The following is a 26,669-nucleotide window of genomic DNA, read 5'->3' as shown; positions in this document are numbered from 1 at the left end:
GGTTGGGTACGGCTTCGGACGTGCGCGGCAACCACCGGCACCCCCTGCGCGTCTTGTTTTCGGACAAGTCGGATGCCGGAATCAGCCGTCCAGGGGTCGACCGTTGACCCGTGCGGCGGCACTAAAGTGGGTCGGACACCCGGACGGGTCACAACACAGGACAGGAACCCCGGGAACCCCAGGACCACGATCAGCAGGGAGCGCGTGACGTGCGGCCAATCGGCAGCAAGTACCTGCTCGAGGAGCCGCTCGGACGCGGCGCCACGGGCACCGTCTGGCGAGCCCGCCAGCGGGAGGCGGCAGGCGCCGAGGCGGCCGTGCAGGGCCAGCCCGGCGAGACCGTGGCGATCAAGGTCCTCAAGGAGGAGCTGGCCAACGACGCGGACATCGTGATGCGCTTCCTGCGCGAGCGGTCCGTGCTGCTCCGGCTCACCCACCCGAACATCGTGCGCACCCGCGACCTGGTCGTCGAGGGCGATGTCCTCGCCCTGGTCATGGACCTCGTCGAGGGCCCCGACCTGCACCGGTACATCCGCGAGAACGGCCCGCTCACCCCGGTCGCCGCCGCGCTCCTGACCGCGCAGATCGCCGACGCGCTGGCCGCCAGCCACGCCGACGGCGTCGTCCACCGCGACCTGAAGCCCGCCAACGTGCTGCTCGCGGAGCAGCACGGCCAGATGCACCCGATGCTGACCGACTTCGGCATCGCGCGGCTCGCCGACTCCCCGGGCCTGACCCGGACGCACGAGTTCGTCGGCACGCCCGCGTACGTCGCGCCCGAGTCCGCCGAGGGCCGCCCGCAGACCTCCGCCGTCGACATCTACGGCGCGGGCATCCTGCTCTACGAGCTGGTCACCGGCCGTCCCCCGTTCGCCGGCGGCACCGCCCTCGAAGTCCTGCACCGGCACCTGAGCGAGGAGCCGCGCCGCCCCTCGACCGTGCCCGCCCCGCTGTGGACGGTCATAGAGCGCTGCCTGAGCAAGGACCCCGACCGCCGGCCGAGCGCCGAGAACCTGGCCCGTGGCCTGCGTACGGTCGCGGCCGGCATCGGCGTCCACTCCACGCCCGCGCAGATCGAGGCCGCCGACGGCGTCGGCGCGCTGCTCGCCCCCGACCCGGCGCCCGCGCCGGTCCCGGGGATGCCCGGCGCCGCCGACCCGACCCAGGTGCTGCCGAGCAACGCCGGGCAGTACGACCCCGCCGCCCCGACGAGCGTCATGCAGACGAGCGGCCCCGGCGGCGGCCCGATGGGCGGCGCCGATCCGACGGCGGTCATGCCGCCCGTACCGTCGCAGCCGCCGCAGGTCGCGGCGAACGAGGAGCAGCCGCACCCCTGGCAGAGCCAGCTGGCCGCCGCCCGCGACCGCAACGAGCAGACGCAGATCCAGTACCTGGACCCGAGCGAGGACCCGCTGCGTCGGCGTCCGCAGCGCCAGCCGCAGCCGCCGCAGCACCAGCCTCAGCAGCACCAGCAGCAGCGGCAGGCCCCGCAGCCGTACCAGCAGCCTCAGCAGCAGCCCCGGTACCAGCAGCAGCCTCAGCAGCAGCAGTACGCGCCCGCGCCGCAGCAGGCGTACCACCCGCCCCAGCAGCAGTACAACCCGCCGCAGCAGCCCGCCCCGCAGGCTCCGCAGCCGCCGGCTCCGCGCGAACCGCGTCCGCCGCGCCGGCGCGGCGCCAACCCGATGCGGATCCCCGGTCTCGGCTGCCTGAAGGGCTGTCTGTTCTCGATCCTGATGTTCGTGGTCGCGGGCTGGCTCATCTGGGAGCTGACCCCGCTCCAGAGCTGGATCGCCGAGGGCAAGAGCTACTGGCAGGCCATCGGCGACGGAATCTCGTCCTTCACCGACTGGGTCTCCGAGCTCGCGGACTCCGGGAGCGGGAGCACCAGCGGTACCACTTCCGGCGGTACGGGGCAGTAAGTCTGCCGATTTATCGACTTCCGAGGGGTGATTTCGCTTCGGAAGTGACGACCAGCGGCTGCGGACGCGTAACTTTGACGCGTCCGCCAGCCGCTGAGGGAGCAGTCTTGGCACGCAATATCGGCAGCCGCTACACGGCCCACCAGATCCTCGGTCGGGGCAGCGCCGGCACGGTGTGGCTCGGAGAGGGCCCGGAGGGCCCCGTCGCCATCAAGCTGCTGCGCGAGGACCTGGCCTCGGACCAGGAGCTCGTCGGCCGCTTCGTCCAGGAACGCACCGCCCTGCTCGGGCTCGACCACCCCCGGGTGGTCGCCGTCCGCGACCTCGTCGTCGACGGCAACGACCTGGCGCTCGTGATGGACCTGGTCCGCGGCACGGACCTGCGCACCCGGCTCGACCGCGAGCGCAGGCTCGCCCCCGAGGCGGCCGTCGCGATCATCGCCGACGTCGCGGACGGCCTCGCCGCCGCGCACAAGGCCGGCGTCGTCCACCGGGACGTCAAGCCCGAGAACATCCTGCTCGACATGGAGGGCCCGCTCGGCCCCGGCGGCGCCCACCCCGCGCTCCTCACCGACTTCGGCGTCGCCAAGCTCATCGACACGCCCGGCCGCACCAAGGCGACGCGGATCATCGGCACGCCGGACTACCTCGCCCCGGAGATCGTCGAAGGCCTGCCGCCGCGCGCCGCCGTCGACATCTACGCCCTCGCGACCGTCCTGTACGAGCTCCTGGCCGGCTTCACGCCCTTCGGCGGCGGCCACCCGGGCGCGGTGCTGCGCCGCCACGTCACGGAGACGGTCGTCCCGCTGCCGGGCATCCCCGAGGAGCTGTGGCAGCTCATCGTCCAGTGCCTGGCCAAGGCCCCGGCGTCCCGGCTGCGCGCCTCGGAGCTGGGCAGCCGGCTGCGGGAGTGCCTGCCGCTGCTCAAGGGGCTGCCGCCGTTGGACGTGGACGAGCCCGACGACGCCGAGCAGCAGGCACAGGAGCCGCGCGAGGACGACCCGTACCCGACGGGCGCGAGTGCGGGCGGGGCGGGCACGCCCTCCGGGACGGCCGCCCCGCGCCGGGCCGCCGTGCCCCTGGTCCCGGGCGCGTCTCCCGACTCCAACCGGGACACCCACACCTCCATGCGCGTCCCCGCCCCCGACGAGCTGGCGGGCGGCCCCCTGGGCACGGCCCGCGCCCCGCGCTCGGCGGGCGCCCGGCGCCCGGGCTCGGCCCGCCACAAGGCGGAGACGGTCCGCAAGCGCCGGATCACCCTCGCCGTCGCGGCGCTCCTGGTCGCGGGCGCGGTGGGGGTGGGCGGCTACCTGGCGACCGCGGAGGAGTCGGACGTACCCCCGCAGGACTCGAAGACGTCGACGCAGCCCTAGGGCCTGTCTGGGCCCACGGGGGCCCACCGGGGCCCGTCGTGGCCTGGGGGGCGGGGGATTCGCGGCGAGCCGTTACGCTGGACGCGTGGCAGTCGTCGATGTATCCGAAGAGCTGAAGTCCCTCTCCTCGACCATGGGGTCGATCGAGGCCGTCCTGGACCTCGAAAAGCTGAGGGCCGACATCGCCGTGCTCGAAGAGCAGGCCGCGGCCCCGTCCCTGTGGGACGACCCGGAGGCGGCGCAGAAGATCACCAGCAAGCTTTCGCACCTCCAGGCCGAGGTCCGCAAGGCCGAGGCCCTGCGTGGCCGGATCGACGACCTCGGGGTGCTCTTCGAGCTCGCCGAGGAGATGGACGACCCGGACACCCGCGTCGAGGCGGAGACGGAGTTGGTCTCCGTCCGCAAGGCGCTGGACGAGATGGAAGTCCGTACGCTCCTCTCCGGCGAGTACGACGAGCGCGAGGCGCTGGTCAACATCCGCGCCGAGGCGGGCGGCGTCGACGCCGCCGACTTCGCGGAGCAGCTCCAGCGCATGTACCTGCGCTGGGCCGAGCGGCACGGCTACGGCACCGAGGTCTACGAGACCTCGTACGCGGAAGAGGCCGGCATCAAGTCGACCACCTTCGTGGTCAAGGCCCCGTACGCGTACGGCACGCTCTCGGTCGAGCAGGGCACGCACCGACTGGTGCGCATCTCGCCGTTCGACAACCAGGGCCGCCGCCAGACCTCGTTCGCGGGCGTCGAGATCCTGCCGGTCGTCGAGTCCTCGGACCACGTCGAGATCGACGAGTCCGACCTGCGCGTGGACGTCTACCGCGCGTCGGGCCCCGGCGGCCAGGGCGTCAACACGACCGACTCGGCGGTGCGCATCACGCACATCCCGACCGGCATCGTGGTCTCCTGCCAGAACGAGCGCTCGCAGATCCAGAACAAGGCGAGCGCCATGAACGTCCTCCAGGCCAAGCTCCTCGAGCGCCAGCGCCAGGAGGAGCGCGCCAAGATGGACGCCCTCAAGGACAGCGGCAGCTCCTGGGGCAACCAGATGCGCTCGTACGTCCTGCACCCGTACCAGATGGTCAAGGACCTCCGCACGGAGCACGAGGTCGGCAACCCGCAGGCGGTCCTCGACGGCGAGATCGACGGCTTCCTGGAGGCGGGCATCCGCTGGCGCAAGCAGCAGGAGAAGTAGCCTCCAGCTTTTCGTCCGACCACGCGACGGGCCCTACTCGACCACGAGTGGGGCCCGTTCGTGCGTACGGGTGCGAGCGAACTCCGCGGCGACGGCGCCGACACCGGGCTGGGCGGTGTGACGATCCGTCTGCGCCGGCCGGCGGGTGGGGTCTGAGGGCGGGTGAGCCCGTTCGCGGGCGCAAGTGCCTGCGGGGCGATCCTGACGCTTTGTCGACATGGGAACTGGCCTTGGAGGGACGGTAGTTCCGCGTTTACGTCACAGTTGCATCCCCGCATGCTGGGCAACTGGTGATCTTTCGGGCATCGCACGCGCAACGACCTTGACGCGTATGCGGAAACTCGGAAGGGTGACAGGTTGCATGCGTATCTCTGGGGCGTGTGTGAAACGGGGGCCGGTTGAGTGACACGCCGCTCCCGGTGCCCGAGGCCCCGAGCGCTGCTCCAATGACGAGATGAGCTACTGGGGGTAGCAGCCAGATGACCAAGAAGACGCGGATCCGTGTAGCGCGTATAGCGGCCGGCGCGGTGATCGCGGCCGGCGCGTCGCTCACCGCGGCGGGTGCCGCTTCCGCCGTTGGTGTGTCCTTCGGGGCCGAGGTCAACGACGGCACGGTCGAGGTCAAGGCCGGCGTCGAGGGCCTTGATGGTGGCGTTGACGGCGGCGTCGACGGCGGCGTCGATGGCGGCGTTGACGGTGGCGCCGGTAACGGTGGCAACGACGGCGGTGCCGGCAATGGCGGTAACGACGGCGGTGCCGGTAACGGTGGCAACGACGGCGGTGCCGGTAACGGTGGCAACGACGGTGGCGCCGGTAACGGTGGCAACGACGGTGGCGCCGGCAACGGTGGCAACGACGGTGGCGCCGGCAACGGCGGTAACGACGGCGGTGCCGGTAACGGTGGCAACGACGGCGGTGCCGGTAACGGTGGCAACGACGGTGGCGCCGGCAACGGTGGCAACGACGGCGGTGCCGGCAACGGTGGCAACGACGGTGGCGCCGGTAACGGTGGCAACGACGGTGGCGCCGGTAACGGTGGCAACGACGGTGGCGCCGGTAACGGTGGCAACGACGGTGGCGCCGGCAATGGTGGCAACGACGGTGGCGCCGGTAACGGCGGTAACGGCAACGGCGGCAACGGTGGCAACGCCGGTAACGGCAACGGCGGGAACGGGAACGGTGGCAACGCCGGGAACGGGAACGGCGGGAACGGTTCCTCCGAGAACGGCGGCAACGGCAACGGCGGCAACGGCAGCGCCGACAACGGTGGCAGCACCTCCACCAACGGTGGCAGCACCTCCACCAACGGTGGCGCCGGCACCTGCACCGTCGACCTCGACGGGGCCGAGTGCGTGAGCAACAACCCCGACACCGACAACGCCGGCTCGCAGCCCGTCGAGCAGGGCAAGGCCAAGGAGGAGCTGGCTGAGACCGGCGCCGCCGAGACCTCGTTCCTGCTCATCGGTGCCGCGACCATGATCGCCGGTGGCATCGGCTTCCGCATGCTGCCGCGTCTGGTCGGTGGCGGCCGCGCCGCCGTCTGAGGCGACGAGCGGTAGCGCGTCGGCGCGGGTAAGTCAGCGCGAAGGCGCGTAGAGCGTACGAGAGGGCCGGGGGGTCACCCCCGGCCCTCTCTCACGTTCCGGCTCGCGTGCGGGGCCTACGCCGCCTGCAGCGCCGCCAACAGGGCCATCGTCGCCAGCAGGGCGATCACGAGGGCCAGCACCATCGCAGGGGTCAGGCCCGTCGACGGGTCCAGCCGTTCCCGGTTCGCGCGGCAGACGGGGCAGCGACCCTCCGCGACGGGGGCCGCGCAGTTGGCGCACACCAGTCGGTCATACGTCATGCGCTCTCCTCCTCCCGCACAGCGGTCCACACGGGGTTTCACACCAAGGACAACGCCCGGTGGCACCCGAGCGTTCCCCCTACCACTGTGCCAGCTCCGACGCGTTTCGGCGCGCCCCGTCGGATTACACCCGGATCGCATCGCTTCCGCCCCGGAGGGCGAAAAGGATAAAGCACGCAAGCCGGGACCGCGACTGCGCGGGCCATCCCCGGTCGCGTAAGGTCGCGCACACCTACTCCCGGCCGACCGTGGTGCATCCGTGATCCGATTCGACAACGTCTCCAAGTCCTATCCGAAGCAGAACCGCCCCGCGCTCCGGGATGTATCCCTGGAGATCGAGAAGGGGGAGTTCGTCTTCCTCGTCGGTTCCTCCGGCTCCGGAAAGTCGACTTTTCTCCGGCTGATCCTGCGCGAGGAGCGCTGCAGCCACGGCCAGGTGCACGTCCTCGGCAAGGACCTCGCCCGGCTCTCCAACTGGAAGGTGCCCCACATGCGGCGCCAGCTCGGGACCGTCTTCCAGGACTTCCGGCTGCTGCCCAACAAGACCGTCGCCGAGAACGTCGCCTTCGCCCAGGAGGTCATCGGCAAGCCGCGCGGCGAGATCCGCAAGGCCGTGCCCCAGGTCCTCGATCTCGTCGGCCTCGGCGGCAAGGAGGACCGGATGCCCGGCGAGCTCTCCGGTGGTGAGCAGCAGCGCGTCGCCATCGCCCGGGCCTTCGTGAACCGCCCCATGCTGCTGATCGCGGACGAGCCCACCGGCAACCTCGACCCGCAGACCTCCGTCGGCATCATGAAGCTGCTCGACCGGATCAACAGGACAGGGACCACCGTCGTCATGGCGACCCACGACCAGAACATCGTCGACCAGATGCGCAAGCGCGTCATCGAGCTCGAAAAGGGCCGCCTCGTCCGCGACCAGGCGCGCGGCGTCTACGGATACCAGCACTGAGCAGGTAGGGGATAGATCACCATGCGCGCTCAGTTCGTGCTCTCCGAGATCGGCGTCGGCCTTCGCCGCAATCTCACGATGACCTTCGCCGTCATCGTCTCCGTGGCCCTCTCGCTCGCCCTCTTCGGCGGTGCGCTGCTCATGCGCGAGCAGGTCAGCACGATGAAGGACTACTGGTACGACAAGGTCAACGTCTCCATCTTCCTCTGCAACAAGAACGACGCGGCCGCCTCCACCAAGTGCGCCAAGGGTGCGGTGACCGCGCAGCAGAAGGAGCAGATCCAGGCCGATCTGAAGAAGATGGACATCGTCGAGTCCGTCCACCACGAGACGACCGACGAGGCCTACAAGCACTACAAGGAGCAGTACAGCGACACCGCCATCGCCTCGGTCATCACGCCCGACCAGATGCAGGAGTCGTTCCGGGTCAAGCTGCACGACCCGGAGAAGTACAAGGTCGTCGCCACCGCCTTCGCCGGCCGGGACGGCGTGGAGTCCGTGCAGGACCAGCGCAACATCCTGCAGAACCTCTTCGACCTGATGAACGGCATGAACATCGCCGCCCTCGGCATCATGGGGCTGATGCTCGTCATCGCGCTGATGCTGATCGTCAACACGGTGCGCGTCTCCGCCTTCAGCCGGCGGCGCGAGACCGGCATCATGCGGCTGGTCGGCGCCTCCAGCTTCTACATCCAGATGCCGTTCATCATGGAGGCCGCCTTCGCCGGACTCCTCGGCGGCGCCGTCGCCTGCGTCATGCTCCTGGTCGGCCGGTACTTCCTCATCGACCACGGCATCGCCCTCGCCGACAAGATGCAGCTCGTCAACTTCATCGGCTGGGACGCCGTCCTGGCCAAGCTGCCGCTCGTCATCGCCATCGGCCTGCTGATGCCCGCCCTTGCGGCCTTCGTGGCGCTGCGCAAGTACCTGAAGGTGTGACAAGGAACCCTCAGACACCCTTGGCGCCGTACGGTCAACCACCGTACGGCGCCATTGCTTTGTCCTAGAGTGAGCGCCATGCCTACCGGCCCCGACCCCAGTCCGCGGCCCCGCGGAGTTCTGCGCGGGGCCGCCCTGACGCTGGTCTTCGCCGGAGTGCTCGCGACGGCCGCGGCCACCGGGGCCCTGCCGCGGCAGGAGCCCATCGCCCTCAAGCGCGCCCCGCAGGCCGCGCCCGCCCGCGACCGGGACACCGTCGACCCGGCCGACCTCTCCCGCGCCGCAGCCGAGGCGATGGCCGACGGGAAGTCCGGCAAGCAGGCCGCCGAGGAGTTCGTCAGCCGCAGCGGCGACCGCTGGGGGGCGGTGTACGGCAAGGCCGAGTTCGAGGAGTTCACGCAGGCCCTCGACGGCTCGTACACCGGCGTCGGGCTCTCCGCGCGCAAGGCGGGGGCGGACCGGATCGAGATCTCCCGCGTCCACGCCGGCGGCCCCGCCGCCAAGGCCGGGCTGCGCGCCGGCGACCGGCTCGTCACCGTCGACGGGCGCTCCCTGGCCGGCCTCTCCGTCTCCGAGGTCGTCGCCCTGCTGCGCGGCGACGGCGCCGGCCGGGCCGGTTCCACCGTCGCCCTCGGCGTCGAGCGCGGCCGCGCCGCCTGGACCGAGACCCTGACCCGGGCCCGGCTCGCCAACGACGACGTGACCGTGCGGCGCCTCGACGACGGCGTCGTACTGATCAAGGTCGCCGCCTTCACCAAGGGCGTGGGCGAGCGGGTACGGGCGGCGGTACGGGCCGCCCCGGCCGGCGCCGGGGTCCTCCTGGACCTGCGGGGCAACGCCGGCGGCCTGGTCGCCGAGGCCACCGTGGCCGCCTCCGCCTTCCTCGACGGCGGTCTGGTCGCCACGTACGACATCGACGGCGAGCAGCGCGCGCTGTACGCGCAGAGCGGCGGCGACACCGCCCGGCCCGTCGTGGCCCTGGTCGACGGCGGCACGATGAGCGCCGCCGAGCTGCTCACCGGCGCCCTCAAGGACCGCGGCCGGGCCGTCACCGTCGGCTCGCGCACCTTCGGCAAGGGCGCGGTGCAGATGCCGAGCACACTGCCCGACGGCTCCGTCGCCGAGCTGACCGTCGGCCACTACCGCACTCCGGCGGGTCACGGCGTCGACGGCCTCGGCATCATCCCGGACCTCGTGGTCAGCGACAGCACGGGCGAGCGGGCCGAGGAGCGGGCCAGAACAGTATTGAGTGGCCTCGGAGGGGGCTCGTAGTGCGAAAATGGCCGCACTATGGCTAAGGGACTCGTGAACGTGCAGGGCAAGCCTGCCAAGAAGAAGGACCAGGACAAGGCTCCTGAGCGCAAGCTCATCGCGCAGAACAAGAAGGCGCGCCACGACTACCACATCATCGACACCTACGAGTGTGGTCTGGTGCTCATGGGCACCGAGGTGAAGTCGCTCCGCATGGGCCGGGCGTCGCTGGTCGACGGCTTCGTCCAGATCGACCGCGGCGAGGCGTGGCTGCACAACATCCACGTACCGGAGTACTCCCAGGGCAGCTGGACCAACCACTCGGCGAAGCGGAAGCGCAAGCTGCTGCTTCACCGCGCCGAGATCGACAAGCTGGAGTCGAAGTCCCAGGAGACGGGTCACACGATCGTGCCCCTCGCCCTGTACTTCCTGAACGGCCGGGTCAAGGTCGAGATCGCGCTGGCCAAGGGCAAGAAGGAGTACGACAAGCGGCAGACGCTGCGGGAGAAGCAGGACACCCGCGAGACGAGCCGGGCGATCGCGGCGGCCAAGCGGCGCCAGCGGGCGGCCCAGCTCGCATAGGACCCGTAGGGCCCCGTTAAGTCGCTGGCAACCGTGCGCGGTCGTCACGTACGATGGGTCACGCACCTCACAGCGGGTGCAGGCATTTGAAAAATCAACATGGGGATGATCGGTTTCGACAGCGGATGTCGAAGCAGGGGAAGCGTGTCGAGGAAGCGGCAATGATCTCGTAAACCATATGTCGCAACCAATAATCGCCAACACCAAGCGCGATTCCTTCGCCCTCGCTGCCTAAGTAGCGACTTGCGAAGTGTCAGCCCGGGGGTGATCCCGACCCGGATCCTGGCATCATCAAGGGATCTAAACTTCTAAGCCCGGTCACGGGGCCTAGAAGGAAATCAAACAGTGACTGAGCCCGTCGGAGACTTGTCCGCGTGATCTCCGGGGCCGAGAAAATCGCAGCGGACTGCACACGGAGAAGCCCTGATTCTGCACCGTTGGACGCGGGTTCGATTCCCGCCATCTCCACTCATCCCATGTGGGCACGGGCCCGGCAGTCGTCACGACGACCGCCGGGCCTTTGTCATCCCCGGGTGCTCACAGCAGTTGTGCGGGTCCGGTGAGAGCTAGGTTCCGTACCCGTCACTTCGCGCCACCGGCGCCGAAACGCGGCTTGCCTAGCGTCAGCGCTCAAGAGGTCCAGAGCATCTGGACGCTCGGGACCCGACACCGTGGAGGTACGTGATGGGCGGCCGGTGGATCGAACGCTGGGAGCCGGAGGACGAGACCTTCTGGCGTGAAGAGGGAGAACGGATCGCCCGGCGCAATCTGATCTTCTCCGTGCTCTCCGAGCACATCGGGTTCTCCATCTGGAGCCTGTGGTCCGTGATGGTCCTCTTCATGGGGCCTCAGTACGGGATCGACCCGGCGGGCAAGTTCTTCCTGATCGCGACCGCGACCTTCGTCGGGGCGCTGATCCGCGTCCCGTACACCTTCGCCGTCGCCCGCTTCGGCGGCCGGAACTGGACGATCGTCAGCGCGCTGCTGCTCCTGCTGCCGACGGGCGTCGCCTACGCGGTGATGGAGCCGGGCACCTCGTACGGCACCTTCCTGCTGGTCGCCGCGCTCACCGGGGTCGGCGGCGGCAACTTCGCCTCCTCGATGACCAACATCAACGCCTTCTTCCCGCTCCGGAAGAAGGGCTGGGCACTCGGGCTCAACGCGGGCGGCGGGAACATCGGCGTCCCCGTCGTCCAGCTCGTCGGCCTGCTCGTCATCGGCACCGCCGGCGCGCTGCACCCGCGGATCGTCCTCGGCGTCTACATCCCGCTGATCGTCGTCGCCGCCCTGTGCGCGGCGCTCTTCATGGACAACCTCGCCCCGGTGAAGAACGACACCGGCGCCGCGAAGGAGGCCGTGCGGGCCGGCCACACCTGGATCATGGCCTTCCTCTACATCGGGACCTTCGGCTCCTTCATCGGCTACAGCTTCGCCTTCGGGCTCGTCCTGCAGACCCAGTTCGGGCGCACCCCGCTCCAGGCCGCCTCGCTCACCTTCATCGGCCCGCTCCTCGGCTCGCTGATCCGGCCCGTCGGCGGCTCCCTCGCCGACCGGTACGGCGGCGCCCGCATCACGCTGTGGACGTTCGCCGCGATGGCCGCGTCGACCGGCGTCGTGGTCTACGCCTCGGTGGTCGAGTCCCTCACCGTCTTCCTCGTCGGCTTCATCGGGCTCTTCGTCCTCAGCGGCCTCGGCAACGGCTCCACGTACAAGATGATCCCCGCGATCTTCCTCGCGCAGGGGCACCGCCGGGGCCTGTCGGGCGAGGCGGCGGAGGCGTACGGCCGCAGGCTCTCCGGGGCCGCCATGGGGCTGATCGGGGCCGTGGGCGCGCTCGGCGGGCTCGGGATCAACCTGGCCTTCCGGCAGTCCTTCCAGACCGCGGGCACCGGCACCGCCGCGTTCGTCGCCTTCCTGCTCTTCTACGCGGCCTGCATGGTCGTGACCTGGGCGGTATACCTTCGCCGGCCGGCGGTCGTACCGGACACGGCCGAGGGCGTCGAGGCGGGCGACGGTGCCAGCGACAAGGCCCGGCAGCCCGGTTACGCCGAGGTGTGAGCCCTCCAGTGGTCCGTAACGGGCAGGAAATCCAGGTGAACCGCATCCGTCACGCATCGCCGTCAGGCTCGGCTCTCATGGACGAGCAAGAGCAGGGACCCCTCGCGGGGTTCACCGTGGGGGTCACCGCGGCACGGCGCGCGGACGAACTCGGCGCGCTGCTGCGCCGCCGGGGCGCGGCCGTGACGCACGGCCCCGCGCTGCGGATCGTGCCGCTCGCGGACGACACGGAACTGCTCGCCGCGACCAAGGAACTCATCGACCACGCCCCGGACGTCGTCGTCGCCACGACGGCGATCGGCTTCCGGGGCTGGGTCGAGGCCGCCGACGGCTGGGGCCACGGCGAGGAACTCCTCGACTGCCTACGGGGCGTGGAGCTGCTCGCCCGTGGCCCCAAGGTCAAGGGCGCGGTACGGGCGGCGGGACTCACCGAGTCGTGGTCGCCGTCGTCCGAGTCCATGGCCGAGGTCCTCGACCGGCTGCTCGCCGAGGGGGTGGCCGGGCGGCGGATCGCGCTCCAGTTGCACGGGGAGCCGCTGCCGGGGTTCGTGGAGGCCCTGACGGCGGGCGGCGCGGAGGTCGTCGGCGTACCGGTCTACCGGTGGATGCCGCCCGAGGACATCGGCCCCCTCGACCGGCTCCTGGACGGGGTCCTGACGGGCGCGCTCGACGCGGTGACCTTCACCAGCGCGCCCGCCGCGGCCTCGCTGCTGTCCCGGGCGGAGCACCGGGGCGCACTGCCCGAACTCCTCGAGGCGCTGCGGCACGACGTGCTCGCCGTGTGCGTGGGGCCGGTGACCGCGCTGCCGCTCCAGGCGCACGGCATCGACACCCTCCAGCCCGAGCGCTTCCGGCTCGGCCCGCTGGTCCAGGTGCTCTGCCAGGAACTCCCCGCCCGGGCGCGCAGCCTGCCGGTGGCCGGGCACCGGATCGAGATCCGCGGCCACGCGGTCCTCGTCGACGGCCTGCTGCGCCCGGTCCCGCCGGCCGGGATGGCCCTGCTCGCGGCCCTGGCCCGGCGCCCCGGCTGGGTGGTCTCCCGCCCCGACCTGCTCCGCGCCCTGCCCGGCGCGGGCCGGGACGAGCACGCGGTGGAGACGGCGATGGCCCGGCTCCGCACGGCCCTCGGCACCCCGAAGCTGATCCAGACGGTCGTCAAGCGCGGCTACCGGCTGGCGGTGGACCCGGTGGCGGAGACGAAGTACGGGGACGGTTAGGGCCTGGGCCCCTCAGCGGGGCACTTGGTGGACGTTGTGCTCCGCCAGGTCCGAGAGGAGACTCGCCGCGGCGCCGAAGTCCTTGTCGTCGTGGAGCACGATCAGTCCGTGGCTCGCTGCGGTGGCGCAGATGAGCCAGTCGACGACCGAGAGGCTCTGATGCCGCCCCCGCTGTGCGAGGCGGTACTGGGCCGTCTCGATCCAGCGCCAGGCGTGCTTGGGAACGGGGGTATCGGGGTAAAGGGCTCCGAGGCTGTCAGTCATCCTGTCGTACTCGTCCAGGTTGCGCGCCGATCTTCGGAACTCGATGCGCTGCGGATGGCACGATCCGATGTTGCCCTCGTCGATCTCGTGCGCCCATGCCTCGTTCAGAGACTTGTCGCGCTGGAGACGCCACACGGCGGTGGAGTCCACGAGATAGCGCAACATCTCAGGATTCACCCTTCTCGGCCGCGTGCTGACGCCAGAAGCTCTCGTCGTCCCACTCCTGGGCCTCCTCGAAGAAGCGGAGGCGGGCCTCGGTGCGACGACGCCGCTCGTTGTACTCGCGCAGTGCGAGATTGACTGTCTCCTTCTTCGTTCGCGCGCCGGAGAGTCGCATGGCCTCGGCGAGGGCCTCATCGTCTATGTCGATCTGCGTCGCGGTCATCCTGGCCTCCAGAGTGGCTGGCATGGGCTCCATATAAACGTAACCCACTTCATGTATGAGAGTTACGGTACGGAGGTGATCCGGATACGCCCCGCCACCGCCGCCGACGCCCCCGCCCTCGCGGCCGCGCTGTCGCGCAACCGCGCGCACATGCGGCCCTGGGAGCCGTACCGGAGCGAGGCGTACTACACCGCCGAGGGGCAGGCGGCGCGGCTCGGGGACGGTGGGCGGCGGTGGTTCGCGGTGGACGGGGACGAGATCGTCGCCTCCGCCACGCTCTCCGGGATCGCCCTCGGGCCCTTTCGCAGCGCCTCCCTCGGTTACTGGGTCGACGCCCGGTGCACCGGGCAGGGCCTCGCCACCCGGCTCGTCGAGGAGGTCTGCCGGGCGGCCCGGGAGGAGCTCGGCCTGCACCGGATCGAGGCCGGCACGGTCCTCGCCAATCACGCCTCCCAACGCGTCCTCGCCAAGAGCGGGTTCGAGCGGATCGGGACGGCGCCCCGCTATCTGCACATCGACGGGGAGTGGCGCGATCACCACCTCTTCCAACGGATCCTCCACGACGAGTCCCCGCCACAGGGCTAGCCGGACCCGCCCCGGCTGGGCACTCTGGTCGGGACGACTGCTTCCGATCGTGAGGTGGTGACAGGGGCATGACCGTACGGTTCGACTCCGGCCGGATCAGCCTGGACCTGGCCGCCCAACCGCTCCGTGATCCCCGGGCGCTCGACCACTTCCTGCGGACCGCCGGACTCGTCCCCGCCGCCACCCCGCTCCGCGGGATCGACGTCGTCTGGGTCGTGCGCTTCCGCGAACTGCGCGACTGCGTCGGCGAGCTGGCGCACGCCCAGCTCGACGGCCGGCGCGCCGCCGACCGGGCCCTGGAGCGGCTCAACGTGCTCGCCGCCGCCTCCGCGCCGCCCGCGCCCCGTGCCGTACGCACCGAAACCGGCGGGCTCGTACGGGCCTTGGACGCCGAACCCGACTGCCGGGCCCTGCTCGCCGCCGTCGCCAGGGACGCCGTCGACCTGCTCACCGACCCGACCGCCCGCGCCCTGCTGCGCCGTTGCGAGCGCGACGACTGTCGCCGCTGCTACCTCGACACCTCGCGCGGGCGCCGCCGCCGCTGGTGCTCCAGCGAGGCCTGCGGCAACCGCGAGCGCGTTGCCCGGCATCGGGCAGCCCGGCGGGCCGACGCACCCGCCGACGCACCCGCCTGAGCGCCCCGCGCGACCTCCCGAAAAAACTTCGCGCGCCGTTGAGTCGAACCCGCACCCGGCTCCGTACCCCTGCACGACAAGAGGGACTCGACCGGGGAGGTTCAGGTGCGCAAGGATGCGGCCGTGGCCGATGAACGTCCGCATCGGGCCCGGCATCGCAGCGAGACGTCGCGGGTCAGCCCCGACGTCCCCGACGAGGAGTTGATGCGTGCTCTTTACCGCGAACATGCCGGTCCCCTGCTCGCCTACGTACTCCGTCTCGTCGCCGGCGACCGCCAGCGTGCCGAGGACGTCGTGCAGGAGACGCTCATCCGTGCCTGGAAGAACGCCGGCGCGCTCAACCGGGCGACCGGCTCCGTTCGACCTTGGCTGGTGACGGTTGCCCGGCGCATCGTCATCGACGGTCACCGCAGCCGGCAGGCCCGGCCGCAGGAGGTCGATCCGTCACCGCTCGAGGTCCTGCCCGCGGAGGACGAGATCGACAAGGCTCTGTGGCTGATGACGCTCTCTGACGCGCTCGAGGATCTGACCCCCGCCCACCGGGAAGTACTGGTCGAGACCTACTTCAAGGGGCGTACGGTCAACGAGGCGGCCGAGACTCTCGGCATACCCGCAGGGACCGTGCGTTCCCGGGTTTTCTACGCACTGCGTTCGATGAAGCTCGCGCTGGAGGAGAGGGGGGTATCGGCATGAGCAACGACATGACACCGCCGCACGACGCAGCGGGCGCGTACGTGCTGGGCATCCTGGACGACGTCGACGCCGCCGCCTTCGAGGCGCACCTGGTGGACTGCGATGTGTGCGCCGCGCACATGGAGGAGTTCGCCGGAATGGAGCCGATGCTCGCCATGCTGGCGGACGACGAGGCCGCCCGGCGCGCGCCCCGCCCGCCGGGGGCGTCCGACCCGTACGCCGAGGACGTCTTCGACGCCTTCGCGCCCCGGCCGCCGACCGCGGTGCCCGGACCGCCCCTGCCCCGCCCGCGGCGCGGTCACGCGAAGTCGGCCCCGATCGCCGTCGCTCCCGCGCCCGAGCTGCTCGACCGGCTCATCGACGAGGTCGGTGCCAAGCGCGCCCGCTCGCGCCGCCGCTCCTTCTACCTCGTCGCGGCCGCCGCGATCCTGGTCGTCGGCGGTCCCGCCGTCGCCGTCGTCGCCACCTCCGACGGCGGTACGGACCACGTGGCGATCGAACCGCACCCCACCAGCCCCGCCGAGGACGCCTTCTTCCACCACATGGAGGAGAAGATCCAGGCCACCGACCCGAAGACCAAGGTCAGCGCGACCGTCGGCCTGGAGAAGAAGGGCTGGGGCACCCACACGGTCCTGGAGCTCAAGAACGTCAAGGGCCCCCTGAAGTGCCGGCTCGTCGCCGTCTCCAAGAGCGGCGAGGAGGAGGTCGTGACCTCCTGGGGCGTGCCGAAGTGGGGGTACGGCATACCCGGCGCCACCCAGGAGTCCGCCAAGAACCCGCTCTACGTGCACGGCGGCGCGGCCATGGACCGTGCCGACATCGACCACTTCGAAGTCCGGACCTTCGACGGCGAACGCCTCGTGGAGGTCGAGGCCTGACATTTTGCCCCCCTGTGGCGTACGCTCGACGGCTGCCCAGCACGTCAGAAGGGGGCCTCAGTGGCCGCGCAGGAAGCCGTGGAGGCCATGGACGCCGCCATGGACGCCACCGACACGGTCCGGGACCGTGAGATCGGTGTCGAGCAGGAACATCTGGACAAGGTCTACCGCCGCCTCGAGGAGAAGATCCACGAGGCGGAGTTCCTGATGAACGACGCCGCCAAACGCGGCCAGGTCGGCACCCCCGGCGCGCTCGCGGAGCGGGACGCCCAGGTGTTCCGGGCCGGTGTGCACCTCAACCGGCTCAACAACGAGTTCGAGGACTTCCTCTTCGGCCGGATCGACCTGCTGTACGGCAAGGACGGCAAGAAGGGCCCCGACGGCGCGTACACCTCCGTGGAGCCCGCCGAGGACGCCGTACGGCCCGACAACACGGCCGAGATCGGCGAGACCCTCCACATCGGCCGGATCGGCGTCCTGGACTCCGACTACGCCCCGCTCGTCATCGACTGGCGGGCCCCGGCCGCCGCGCCCTTCTACCGCTCCACGCCGGTCGACCCGGGCCGCGTGGTGCGGCGCCGGGTCATCCGCTCCAAGGGCCGCAAGGTCCTCGGCGTCGAGGACGACCTCATGCGCCCGGAGCTGACGGCGACCCTCGACGGGAACGCGCTGCCGGTGATCGGCGACGGCGCCCTGATGGCCGCGCTCGGCCAGGCCCGCAGCCACACCATGCGCGACATCGTCTCCTCCATCCAGGCCGAGCAGGACCTGGTCATCCGCGCGCCCGCCGCCTCCGTCACGTACGTCGAGGGCGGCCCGGGCACCGGCAAGACGGCGGTCGCCCTGCACCGGGCGGCCTACCTGCTCTACCAGGACCGGCGCCGGTACGCGGGCGGCATCCTGATCGTCTCCCCGACACCGCTGCTCGTCTCGTACACCGAGGGCGTGCTGCCCTCGCTCGGCGAGGAGGGGCAGGTCGCCATCCGCGCGCTCGGCTCGCTCGTGGACGGCGCGGAGGCCACCACGTACGACGAACCGGCCGTCGCCCGCGTCAAGGGCTCCTCCCGCATGCTCGCCGTGCTCCGCAAGGCCGCCCGCGGGGCCCTGGAGAGCCCGGCCCCCGCGCCGCAGGCCCAGCTCGCCCTGGACGACGAGGAGGCGCCCGCGCCCACCGGCACGCCCACCCGCCTCCGGGTCGTCGCCTTCGGGCGCCGTCTGGAGCTGGAGGCCGACGAGCTCCAGCGGATCCGGCACAACGTGCTCGGCGGCTCCGCGCCCGTCAACCTGCTGCGCCCGCGCGCCCGCAAGCTGCTCCTCGATGCCCTGTACGCCAAGTCCGGCGCGGCCGGGCGGCACAGCGACCCCGAGCTCGCCGCCGAGCTGCGCTCCTCCTTCGACGAGGACATCTCCACCGAGGACGCCTTCCTCGGCTTCCTCGACGCCTGGTGGCCCGAGCTGACCCCGCGCCAGGTCCTCGACGCGATGGGCGACGAGAAGCGCCTCGGCCGCTGGGCCCGGCGCGTCCTCAACCAGGGCGAGATCCGCCGGCTCGCCCGCTCGCTGCGCCGCGAGGGCCTCTCCGTGCACGACGTGGCGCTCCTGGACGAGCTGCACACCCTCCTCGGCTCCCCGGCGCGGCCGCGCAGGAAGCGGGAGTACGACCCGCTGGACCAGCTGACGGGCCTGGAGGAGCTCATGCCCGTACGGGAGGAGACGCAGCGCGAACGGGCCGAGCGGCTCGCCGCGGAGCGCACCGAGTACGCGCACGTCATCGTCGACGAGGCCCAGGACCTGACGCCCATGCAGTGGCGGATGGTCGGCCGGCGCGGGCGCACCGCGACCTGGACGGTCGTCGGCGACCCGGCGCAGTCCTCCTGGTCGAGCCCGGACGAGGCCGCGGAGGCCCGCGACGAGGCGCTCGGCAGCCGCCCGCGCCGCCGCTTCGAGCTGACCGTGAACTACCGCAACCCCGCCGAGATCGCCGAACTGGCCGCCAAGGTGCTCGCCCTCGCCATGCCCGGCAAGGAGTCGCCGCGCGCGGTCCGCTCGACGGGCGTGGAGCCCCGGTTCGTGGCGCTGCCGAGCAAGGACGATCTGGCCGAAACCGTACGGGCGGAGGCCCGCCGGCTGCTCGAACGGGTGGACGGCACGGTCGGCGTCGTGGTCGCCATGAACCGCCGCGAGCAGGCCGCGGGCTGGCTGGCCGAGCTCGGCGACCGGGTGGTGGCGCTGGGCTCGCTGGAGGCGAAGGGCCTGGAGTACGACGCCACGGTGGTGGTCTCGCCCGCGGAGATCGCGGACGAGTCCCCGGCCGGCCTGCGGGTCCTGTACGTGGCGCTGACCCGCGCCACCCAGCAGCTGACGGTGGTCTCGGGCGCCCGTGACGTGCCGGACGAGGCGGGGGTCCCGGACCTGCTCAGGGACTGATTTCAGGTCAACCTGCGTCGCAGGAATCACTTACCAGAGTGGTTTGTTAGCCTGTCTATGGCACCGGCTCGATCCAAGCCCCCGGGCCCAACCTTCGTCCCTTAGAGGGACCACTTGCCGCGAGGCGAGCATGGCGGGTCGGTGCCATCTTGTACGTACATACAGAAGAGGTCCGCGTCACCCACGGGTGATCGCGGACCTCTTCTGTTTTCCCGCAGCTTCTCGTATGGTGGAAACTACTTTCCGAAAACGAAATGACCGCATTACCTGCTACCGGCGGGTAGGTGCGACGATCGGAGGGCGCCGCCGGGCGACCAGCCCGGGCGGCGTAGCAACGAAGCTCAGGGAAAGCAGAGGAACTCGGCCATGGCAACGGCGCCCAGCGTCTCGTACTCGATGACGGTCCGGCTGGAGGTTCCCGCCAGCGGAACCGCGGTCTCCCAGCTCACCACGGCGGTGGAGTCCCACGGCGGTTCCGTCACCGGCCTCGACGTGACCGCCTCCGGCCACGAGAAGCTCCGGATCGATGTCACCATCGCCGCGACCTCCACCGCGCACGCGGACGAGATCGTGGCGCAGCTGCGCACCATCGAGGGCGTCACCCTCGGCAAGGTCTCCGACCGTACGTTCCTGATGCACCTCGGCGGCAAGATCGAGATGGCGTCCAAGCACCCCATCCGCAACCGTGACGACCTCTCCATGATCTACACCCCGGGCGTGGCCCGCGTGTGCATGGCGATCGCCGAGAACCCCGAGGACGCCCGCCGCCTCACCATCAAGCGCAACTCCGTCGCAGTCGTGACGGACGGCTCCGCCGTCCTCGGCCTCGGCAACATCGGCCCGATGGCCGCGCTGCCCGTGATGGAGGGCAAGGCGGCCCTCTTCAAGCGCTTCGCCGGCATCGACGCCTGGCCGATCTGCCTGGACACGCAGGACACCGACGCCATCGTCGAGATCGTCAAGGCGATCGCCCCCGGCTTCGCGGGCATCAACCTCGAGGACATCTCCGCGCCCCGCTGCTTCGAGATCGAGGCGCGGCTGCGCGAGGCCCTCGACATCCCGGTCTTCCACGACGACCAGCACGGCACGGCGATCGTCGTCCTCGCCGCCCTCACCAACGCCCTGCGCGTGGTGGGCAAGGGCATCGGTGACGTACGGGTCGTCATGTCCGGTGCGGGCGCGGCCGGTACGGCCATCCTGAAGCTGCTCATCGCGGCGGGCGTCAAGCACGCCGTCGTCGCCGACATCCACGGCGTCGTGCACGCGGGCCGCGAGGACCTGGTCGAGGCCGCCCCGGGCACCCCGCTGCGCTGGATCGCCGACAACACCAACCCCGAGGGCGTCACCGGCACCCTCAAGGAGGCGGTCGTCGGCGCGGACGTCTTCATCGGCGTCTCGGCCCCGAACGTGCTCGGCGCGGACGACGTGGCCGCCATGGCGGACGACGCGATCGTGTTCGCGCTCGCGAATCCGGACCCGGAGGTGGACCCGGCGATCGCCCGTCAGACGGCGGCCGTCGTGGCCACCGGCCGCTCGGACTTCCCCAACCAGATCAACAACGTGCTGGTCTTCCCGGGTGTCTTCCGCGGTCTCCTCGACGCCCAGTCCCGCACGGTCAACACGGAGATGATGCTGGCGGCCGCCGCGGCGCTCGCCGACGTCGTCACCGAGGGCGAGCTGAACCCGAACTACATCATCCCCTCGGTCTTCAACGACAAGGTCGCGGGCGCGGTCGCGGGCGCCGTCCGCACCGCGGCGAAGGCGGCGGGCGCGGGCGCCGGCAACGGGACGAACGGGCTCTGAGGGGGCTCTGGCGGGGCCCTGACCGGGGCTTGTGGGGCGGCGTGGGGGCGTGACCGGCTCCACGTCCGCCCGGCTGTCCGCCCTGCCGTGCGCCGGGCTGCCCACCCGCCTACGGCGCGTCGCGGGTCGCGGTGTCCCAAACCCGCCTTTAGGGTGGCCCTTCGGCTCCAAAGAGTTTCGGCGGAGTCGACGGAACGTCACCATGCCAGTGGCCGTGGCGCTTTTCGTGTGACCCCAGAGGGTGCCGGATTGGCGTTCCCGCCGCTGGTGGGGGCAGGATGCCTATTCGGGCGCGAGGGTCTGTCAGCAGACCCGGGTCCGGGGACTGTCCGAGGGCCCTGGCAGCATCGGCATCGATCTCACGCCTCACAGGCAAGAAGAACACGGGAGTAACAACATGAACCGCAGTGAGCTGGTGGCCGCCCTGGCCGACCGCGCCGAGGTGACCCGCAAGGACGCCGACGCCGTGCTGGCCGCTCTCGCCGAGACCGTCGGCGAGATCGTCGCCAAGGGCGACGAGAAGGTCACCATCCCCGGCTTCCTGACCTTCGAGCGCACCCACCGTGCCGCTCGCACCGCTCGTAACCCGCAGACCGGCGACCCGATCAACATCCCGGCCGGCTACAGCGTGAAGGTCTCCGCGGGCTCGAAGCTCAAGGAAGCCGCCAAGGGCAAGTAAGGCGCCAAGGGCCTGGAAGCGGGCCTGAAGCGACAGAAGGGCGGCCACCCCTCCAGGGGGTGGCCGCCCTTCTGTTCGCCGTCGTACGCGCGCTACACGAGCGCGCTGCCCGGAAGCTCGACCTTCGCGCCCAGCTCGACGAGCTTCTCCATGAAGTTCTCGTAGCCGCGGTTGATCAGGTCGATGCCGTGGACCCGGGACGTGCCCTGGGCCGCGAGGGCCGCGATCAGGTACGAGAAGCCGCCGCGGAGGTCCGGGATGACCAGGTCGGCGCCCTGGAGCTTCGTCGGGCCCGACACGACCGCCGAGTGCAGGAAGTTGCGCTGGCCGAAGCGGCAGTCCGAGCCGCCCAGGCACTCGCGGTACAGCTGGATGTGCGCGCCCATCTGGTTCAGCGCCGAGGTGAAGCCGAGCCGGGACTCGTACACCGTCTCGTGGACGATGGAGAGGCCGGCGGCCTGCGTCAGGGCCACCACCAGCGGCTGCTGCCAGTCGGTCTGGAAACCGGGGTGCACGTCCGTCTCCAGGGCGATCGCGTTGAGAGAGCCGCCCGGGTGCCAGAAGCGGATGCCCTCGTCGTCGATCTCGAAGGCGCCACCCACCTTCCGGTACGTGTTGAGGAAGGTCATCATCGACCGCTGCTGCGCGCCGCGGACGTAGATGTTGCCCTCGGTCGCCAGCGCCGCCGACGCCCAGGACGCCGCCTCCAGGCGGTCCGGGAGCGCGCGGTGGTTGTAGCCGTCGAGCTTGTCGACACCGGTGATCCGGATGGTCCGGTCGGTGTCCATGGAGATGATCGCGCCCATCTTCTGCAGGACGCAGATCAGGTCCTCGATCTCGGGCTCCACGGCCGCGTTGGAGAGCTCGGTGACGCCCTCCGCCAGGACGGCGGTCAGCAGCACCTGCTCGGTCGAGCCGACCGAGGGGTACGGCAGCCGGATCTTGGTGCCGCGCAGCCGCTGCGGGGCCTCCAGGTACTGACCGTCGGCCCGCTTCTCGATCGTCGCGCCGAACTGGCGCAGCACGTCGAAGTGGAAGTCGATCGGCCGGCCGCCGATGTCGCAGCCGCCCAGGCCAGGGATGAAGGCGTGGCCGAGGCGGTGCAGCAGCGGGCCGCAGAAGAGGATCGGGATCCGCGACGAACCGGCGTGGGCATCGATGTCAGCCACGTTGGCGGACTCGACGTGCGTCGGGTCGAGGACCAGCTCGCCCGGCTCCTCGCCGGGGCGGACCGTCACCCCGTGCAGCTGGAGGAGTCCGCGGACCACGCGGACGTCACGGATGTCGGGCACATTGCGCAGCCGGCTCGGGCCGCTGCCGAGCAGGGCGGCGACCATCGCCTTGGGCACGAGGTTCTTCGCGCCGCGGACGCGGATCTCGCCCTCCAGCGGGGTTCCGCCGTGGACAAGCAGTACATCGTCTGTGCCGGTCATGAATCTCGCGTTCCGGAGAGGTCGGGCAAGGGGCCAGGGAAAAGGGTAAGGCTCGCGTACCCCCGTCTTGGAAGCCCAAGGGGGCCTCACAGATGTAATGAATACGGCACAACACGTTCCGCTCATGCGATCTTGCGGAGCGTCACCGTCCGTTTGTGTTCGTACGAGGCCGTCGGCGACCCTCTGAACTGCGAGGCTCGCCGGTCTGTCCACAGTCGGCCCTTCGGCCCCCGCGAACCCGGAAGATGCGGGATCATGTGTCGCATGACCGAGGTGTCCTCGCTCACAGGACGGCTGCTCGTCGCCACCCCCGCCCTGGCCGACCCCAACTTCGACCGTGCGGTGGTGCTCCTCCTCGACCACGACGACGAGGGCTCCCTCGGCGTGGTCCTCAACAGACCGACGCCCATAACGGTCGGCGACATCCTCGCCCCCTGGGCCGATCTCGCGGGCGAGCCGGGCGTGGTCTTCCAGGGCGGGCCCGTCTCCCTGGACGCGGCGCTCGGCGTGGCGGTGATCCCCGGCGACGAGGGCCCGCTGGGCTGGCGCCGGGTCTTCGGCGCGATCGGCCTGGTCGACCTGGAGACCCCGCCCGAACTCCTCGGCCCGGCCCTCGGCTCCCTGCGGATCTTCGCCGGCTACGCGGGCTGGGGCCCGGGCCAGCTGGAGACGGAGCTGGGCGACGGCGCCTGGTATGTGGTCGAGTCCGAACCCGGCGACGTCTCCTCCCCACGCCCGGAATCCCTCTGGCGCGACGTCCTGCGCCGCCAGCGCAGCGACCTCGCGATCGTGGCGACGTACCCGGACGACCCTTCGCTCAACTGACCCGATGACCTTCCGTCGCGATGCGAACGTGCGAGCGGGAAGTCGCTGGATGTGGGGTGCTTGAACGAATCCGGTCCAGGTGTGCGAGTCGATGGCTGGCGTGATCGCCGATGAAGGTGACAGTGCAGGTCGAACTGGACCCGACGCCCGAGCAGCGGCTGGCGCTCGCGGCGACTCTGCATGCCTGCAATGAAGCTGCGTCCTGGGTCGGGAAGATCGCTTTCGAGGCGGGGGAGTTCAAGAACTTCTCGCTGCGCAAGCATGTCTACGCGCAGGTGAAGGATCGGTGGGGGCTGGGCGCGAAGTCTGCCAAGCGTCGCGCCCGCCGTCGCCGGCGCAAGGAAGCGCGGCGATCGAAGGACGTCAACCGCAAGATCGCGAAGAGGATCGTGGCCGAGGCTGAACGCACCGGTCGTGGGATCGCCCTGGAGGACCTCACGGGCATCCGCGAGCGGGTACGGCTTCGCAGGCCCCAACGGGCCACGTTCCACTCCTGGGCCTTCGCTCGGCTCGGGGGGTTCATCGCGTACAAGGCGCGCCGTGCCGGGGTGCCGGTGGTGTACGTGGATCCGGCGTACACCTCCCGCACCTGTGCCGAGTGTGGCCACATCGACAGGGCGAACAGGGTCTCTCAGGCCCGGTTCGTCTGCCGATCCTGCGGATTCGTTGATCACGCGGATCGGAACGGCTCCCGCAACATCCGGGCCCGAGGTCTGGATCTGTGGCGAAGCGGGGCCCCATCAGCGGCCCCTGCCTCCTCGAATCCGAGGGTGGCTGGACGCGGGCGGAGTGTCGAACAGTTCGATGTCCGTTATGCAAGCCCTGTCGCCTCCACGGCGGGCGGTTGATTACCCTTGGTTCCCATGAGCACTCTCGAGCCCGAGCGCGGGGCAGGAACGGGAACCCTCGTCGAGCCGACGCCGCAGGTGTCCCACGGTGACGGCGACCACGAGCGCTACGCCCACTACGTCCAGAAGGACAAGATCATGGCGAGCGCCCTCGACGGCACTCCCGTGGTGGCGCTGTGCGGGAAGGTCTGGGTTCCGGGGCGTGACCCCAAGAAGTACCCGGTCTGTCCCATGTGCAAGGAGATCTACGAATCCATGGGCGCCGGTGGTGGCGACAAGGACAAGGGCGGCAAGGACAAGAAGTAGGTCGGACGGCCCTGGGAGACGGTCCCGCGAGGGACGGTCCAGGGCGGGTCCTGTCGTCGGGGCGGCCCCCGGTGCGCGCACTTCGGTGCGGGCGCCGGGGGCCGTTCGCGTGTCCGGGGGCAAGTGGGGGTGCGGCGGTGGGGCGTTGCACGGGGTGCGTCGGCCGGTCACAGAGTGGTTGAGACCACTTGTCCGGGAGTTGGTCCGCCCCTAACCTCACGCGTGTTGTGCAGCACGAAACGCCCATTGCGCATGTTGCAACACCCTCGGAGGGGACCCGCCATGAAGCTTCCTGCCTTCCCCATCACCGCCCTCGTCCTCGCCGGACTCGCCGTCACCGGCTGCGCCCCGCAGACCTCCGACGGCAAGGCCGCGACCGACGAGAAGAGCGGCACCCTGCGCGTCTGGCTCTTCCAGGAGGTCGACAACGCGCCCAAGAAGAAGGTCGTCGACGAGGCGGTCGCCGCCTTCGAGCAGCGCAACAAGGGCGCGAAGGTGGAGGTCGAGTACATCCCCGTCGAGACCCGCGCCCAGCGCGTCAAGGCCGCCTTCAACGACCCGAAGTCCGCGCCCGACCTCATCGAGTACGGCAACACCGACACCGCCGGCTACGTGAAGGACGGCGGACTCGCCGACATCAGCGCCGAGTTCGGCGCCTGGGACCAGGCCAAGGACACCGACGCCACCGCCAAGGCCTCCGTCACCGTCGACGGCAAGGTCTACGGCGCGCCCCTCTTCGTCGGCGTCCGCGCGCTCTACTACCGCACCGACGTCTTCAAGGACCTCGGCCTCTCCGCCCCCAAGACCCAGGCCGAGCTGATCGCGACCGCGAAGAAGGTCCACAAGGCCGAGCCCGAGCTCTACGGCATAGCCGTCGGCGGCGCCTACACCTACGGCGCCATGCCGTTCATCTGGGCCAACGGCGGCGAACTCGCCACGCCGAACGGCGCGTCGTACACCTCCGCCATCAACAGCGAGGCCGCCCGCACCGGCATCACCGCGTACACCTCCCTCTTCGGCGACGACAACTGCCCCGCCGCCAAGTGCGCCCAGATGGGCGGCAACGCCACCGTCACCGCCTTCGCCTCCGGCAAGGCCGCCATGGCCATCGGCGGCGACTTCAGCCACGCCGCCGTCGAGGCCGGCGCCGTCAAGGGCAAGTACGCCGTCGTCCCGCTGCCCGGCCTGACCCCCGGCTCGATCGCCCCGGCCTTCGCCGGCGGCAACAACATCGGCCTGATGAAGAGCACTTCGCACCGGACCCTCGCCGTCGACCTGATGAAGTCCCTCGCCGGCAAGGAGACGCAGGGCAAGCTCTTCGGCGCGATGGGCTTCCTGCCGACCTACACCGACGTCCGGACCAAGGCCGCCGAGAAGCAGCCCTTCGTGAAGCCCTTCATCGACACCCTCGGCGCCGGTACGAAGTTCGTCCCCGCCTCGCCCGGCTGGGGCCAGATCGACGCCTCGCTGGTGCTGCCGACGATGTTCCAGGAGATCGTCAGCGGCCGTAAGGACGTGAAGGCGGCCTCCGACGACGCCGCGAAGAAGATGGACGCGGCGTTCGCGGCCGCGGGCTGACCGC

Annotated in this window: 25 protein-coding genes and 1 other RNA gene; 22 read left to right on the top strand and 4 right to left on the bottom strand. The window is 70.8% G+C overall.

Annotated elements, in window-relative coordinates; genetic code table 11:
* Positions 1-209: 209 nt before the first annotated feature.
* The 4 genes from AB0F56_RS21405 (at position 210) to AB0F56_RS21390 (ending at position 6,028) form a co-directional block, all read left to right on the top strand.
* Complete coding sequence (locus AB0F56_RS21405) at positions 210-1,922, top strand: serine/threonine-protein kinase (protein WP_362011909.1); 1,713 nt, start codon at positions 210-212, stop codon at positions 1,920-1,922.
* Positions 1,923-2,029: 107 nt separating this feature from the next.
* Positions 2,030-3,295 (top strand): serine/threonine-protein kinase, encoded by a 1,266-nt coding sequence (locus AB0F56_RS21400; RefSeq protein WP_362011906.1) that lies wholly within the window; start codon positions 2,030-2,032, stop codon positions 3,293-3,295.
* Positions 3,296-3,380: 85 nt separating this feature from the next.
* Positions 3,381-4,484, top strand: a complete 1,104-nt coding sequence (gene prfB / locus AB0F56_RS21395) for a peptide chain release factor 2 (protein ID WP_362011903.1) — start codon at positions 3,381-3,383, stop codon at positions 4,482-4,484.
* A 479-nt stretch (positions 4,485-4,963) separates the two neighbouring features.
* Complete coding sequence (locus tag AB0F56_RS21390; protein ID WP_362011901.1) at positions 4,964-6,028, top strand: hypothetical protein; 1,065 nt, start codon at positions 4,964-4,966, stop codon at positions 6,026-6,028.
* Positions 6,029-6,144: 116 nt separating this feature from the next.
* Here AB0F56_RS21390 and AB0F56_RS21385 read toward each other — a convergent pair whose 3' ends face one another.
* Positions 6,145-6,330: a hypothetical protein gene (locus tag AB0F56_RS21385; protein WP_362011899.1), complete on the bottom strand. Its 186-nt coding sequence runs from the start codon at positions 6,328-6,330 to the stop codon at positions 6,145-6,147.
* A 259-nt stretch (positions 6,331-6,589) separates the two neighbouring features.
* Here AB0F56_RS21385 and ftsE point away from each other — a divergent pair, with 259 nt between their 5' ends.
* The 7 genes from ftsE to AB0F56_RS21350 all read left to right on the top strand — a co-directional run bounded on the left by ftsE (position 6,590) and on the right by AB0F56_RS21350 (position 13,326).
* Positions 6,590-7,279, top strand: a complete 690-nt coding sequence (ftsE, locus tag AB0F56_RS21380) for a cell division ATP-binding protein FtsE (RefSeq protein ID WP_215071052.1) — start codon at positions 6,590-6,592, stop codon at positions 7,277-7,279.
* A 21-nt stretch (positions 7,280-7,300) separates the two neighbouring features.
* Positions 7,301-8,218 (top strand): permease-like cell division protein FtsX, encoded by a 918-nt coding sequence (gene ftsX / locus AB0F56_RS21375; protein WP_362011897.1) that lies wholly within the window; start codon positions 7,301-7,303, stop codon positions 8,216-8,218.
* 78 nt (positions 8,219-8,296) lie between these two features.
* The gene (locus tag AB0F56_RS21370; protein ID WP_362011894.1) at positions 8,297-9,490 is read left to right on the top strand and encodes a S41 family peptidase; all 1,194 of its coding nucleotides are present in this window, start codon (positions 8,297-8,299) and stop codon (positions 9,488-9,490) included.
* A gap of 18 nt (positions 9,491-9,508) precedes the next feature.
* Complete coding sequence (gene smpB / locus AB0F56_RS21365; protein ID WP_362011892.1) at positions 9,509-10,051, top strand: SsrA-binding protein SmpB; 543 nt, start codon at positions 9,509-9,511, stop codon at positions 10,049-10,051.
* A gap of 101 nt (positions 10,052-10,152) precedes the next feature.
* Positions 10,153-10,522, top strand: a transfer-messenger RNA (tmRNA) gene (ssrA, locus tag AB0F56_RS21360).
* A gap of 213 nt (positions 10,523-10,735) precedes the next feature.
* On the top strand, positions 10,736-12,109 hold the full coding sequence (locus AB0F56_RS21355; RefSeq protein ID WP_362011889.1) for a nitrate/nitrite transporter: 1,374 nt from the start codon (positions 10,736-10,738) through the stop codon (positions 12,107-12,109).
* Between the two features lie 77 nt (positions 12,110-12,186).
* Positions 12,187-13,326 carry a uroporphyrinogen-III synthase gene (locus AB0F56_RS21350; protein ID WP_362011887.1) on the top strand — a complete coding sequence of 380 codons (1,140 nt, stop codon included), beginning with the start codon at positions 12,187-12,189 and terminating at the stop codon, positions 13,324-13,326.
* A 12-nt stretch (positions 13,327-13,338) separates the two neighbouring features.
* Here AB0F56_RS21350 and AB0F56_RS21345 read toward each other — a convergent pair whose 3' ends face one another.
* Both AB0F56_RS21345 and AB0F56_RS21340 read right to left on the bottom strand, forming a co-directional pair.
* A complete protein-coding gene (locus tag AB0F56_RS21345) occupies positions 13,339-13,755 on the bottom strand; it encodes a PIN domain-containing protein (RefSeq protein ID WP_362011884.1) in 417 nt (138 codons plus the stop codon).
* A gap of 1 nt (position 13,756) precedes the next feature.
* Positions 13,757-13,975 (bottom strand): type II toxin-antitoxin system VapB family antitoxin, encoded by a 219-nt coding sequence (locus AB0F56_RS21340; RefSeq protein ID WP_362012010.1) that lies wholly within the window; start codon positions 13,973-13,975, stop codon positions 13,757-13,759.
* Between the two features lie 51 nt (positions 13,976-14,026).
* On the opposite strand from AB0F56_RS21340, the gene AB0F56_RS21335 reads away from it, so the two are divergent.
* The 7 genes from AB0F56_RS21335 to AB0F56_RS21305 all read left to right on the top strand — a co-directional run bounded on the left by AB0F56_RS21335 (position 14,027) and on the right by AB0F56_RS21305 (position 21,675).
* A complete protein-coding gene (locus tag AB0F56_RS21335) occupies positions 14,027-14,560 on the top strand; it encodes a GNAT family N-acetyltransferase (protein ID WP_362011882.1) in 534 nt (177 codons plus the stop codon).
* Between the two features lie 68 nt (positions 14,561-14,628).
* Complete coding sequence (locus AB0F56_RS21330) at positions 14,629-15,195, top strand: ABATE domain-containing protein (protein WP_362011880.1); 567 nt, start codon at positions 14,629-14,631, stop codon at positions 15,193-15,195.
* Between the two features lie 105 nt (positions 15,196-15,300).
* Complete coding sequence (locus AB0F56_RS21325; RefSeq protein WP_362011878.1) at positions 15,301-15,888, top strand: sigma-70 family RNA polymerase sigma factor; 588 nt, start codon at positions 15,301-15,303, stop codon at positions 15,886-15,888.
* A complete protein-coding gene (locus AB0F56_RS21320; RefSeq protein ID WP_362011876.1) occupies positions 15,885-16,766 on the top strand; it encodes a zf-HC2 domain-containing protein in 882 nt (293 codons plus the stop codon). The genes AB0F56_RS21325 and AB0F56_RS21320 overlap by 4 nt, the downstream gene beginning before the upstream one ends.
* Positions 16,767-16,853: 87 nt before the next feature.
* Positions 16,854-19,193, top strand: a complete 2,340-nt coding sequence (locus AB0F56_RS21315) for a UvrD-helicase domain-containing protein (RefSeq protein WP_362012003.1) — start codon at positions 16,854-16,856, stop codon at positions 19,191-19,193.
* A 366-nt stretch (positions 19,194-19,559) separates the two neighbouring features.
* Positions 19,560-20,996: an NAD-dependent malic enzyme gene (locus AB0F56_RS21310; protein WP_362011873.1), complete on the top strand. Its 1,437-nt coding sequence runs from the start codon at positions 19,560-19,562 to the stop codon at positions 20,994-20,996.
* Positions 20,997-21,393: 397 nt separating this feature from the next.
* The gene (locus AB0F56_RS21305) at positions 21,394-21,675 is read left to right on the top strand and encodes an HU family DNA-binding protein (RefSeq protein WP_003968811.1); all 282 of its coding nucleotides are present in this window, start codon (positions 21,394-21,396) and stop codon (positions 21,673-21,675) included.
* 92 nt (positions 21,676-21,767) lie between these two features.
* Here AB0F56_RS21305 and murA read toward each other — a convergent pair whose 3' ends face one another.
* Positions 21,768-23,108, bottom strand: a complete 1,341-nt coding sequence (gene murA / locus AB0F56_RS21300; protein WP_362011870.1) for a UDP-N-acetylglucosamine 1-carboxyvinyltransferase — start codon at positions 23,106-23,108, stop codon at positions 21,768-21,770.
* 264 nt (positions 23,109-23,372) lie between these two features.
* Between murA and AB0F56_RS21295 the strand changes: the two genes are divergently transcribed.
* The 4 genes from AB0F56_RS21295 to AB0F56_RS21280 all read left to right on the top strand — a co-directional run bounded on the left by AB0F56_RS21295 (position 23,373) and on the right by AB0F56_RS21280 (position 26,665).
* On the top strand, positions 23,373-23,933 hold the full coding sequence (locus AB0F56_RS21295; RefSeq protein WP_362011868.1) for a YqgE/AlgH family protein: 561 nt from the start codon (positions 23,373-23,375) through the stop codon (positions 23,931-23,933).
* Between the two features lie 110 nt (positions 23,934-24,043).
* The gene (locus AB0F56_RS21290) at positions 24,044-24,781 is read left to right on the top strand and encodes a transposase (protein WP_362011866.1); all 738 of its coding nucleotides are present in this window, start codon (positions 24,044-24,046) and stop codon (positions 24,779-24,781) included.
* Between the two features lie 15 nt (positions 24,782-24,796).
* Positions 24,797-25,087, top strand: a complete 291-nt coding sequence (locus AB0F56_RS21285) for a DUF3039 domain-containing protein (RefSeq protein WP_318106551.1) — start codon at positions 24,797-24,799, stop codon at positions 25,085-25,087.
* A 282-nt stretch (positions 25,088-25,369) separates the two neighbouring features.
* Positions 25,370-26,665 (top strand): extracellular solute-binding protein, encoded by a 1,296-nt coding sequence (locus AB0F56_RS21280; protein WP_362011863.1) that lies wholly within the window; start codon positions 25,370-25,372, stop codon positions 26,663-26,665.
* Positions 26,666-26,669: the final 4 nt, after the last annotated feature.

The organism is Streptomyces sp. NPDC026092 (assembly GCF_040638605.1).
GTDB lineage: Bacteria > Actinomycetota > Actinomycetes > Streptomycetales > Streptomycetaceae > Streptomyces.
The sequence above is the reverse complement of the archived record's forward strand: the minus strand, read 5'-3'. Positions and strand labels throughout refer to the sequence as shown.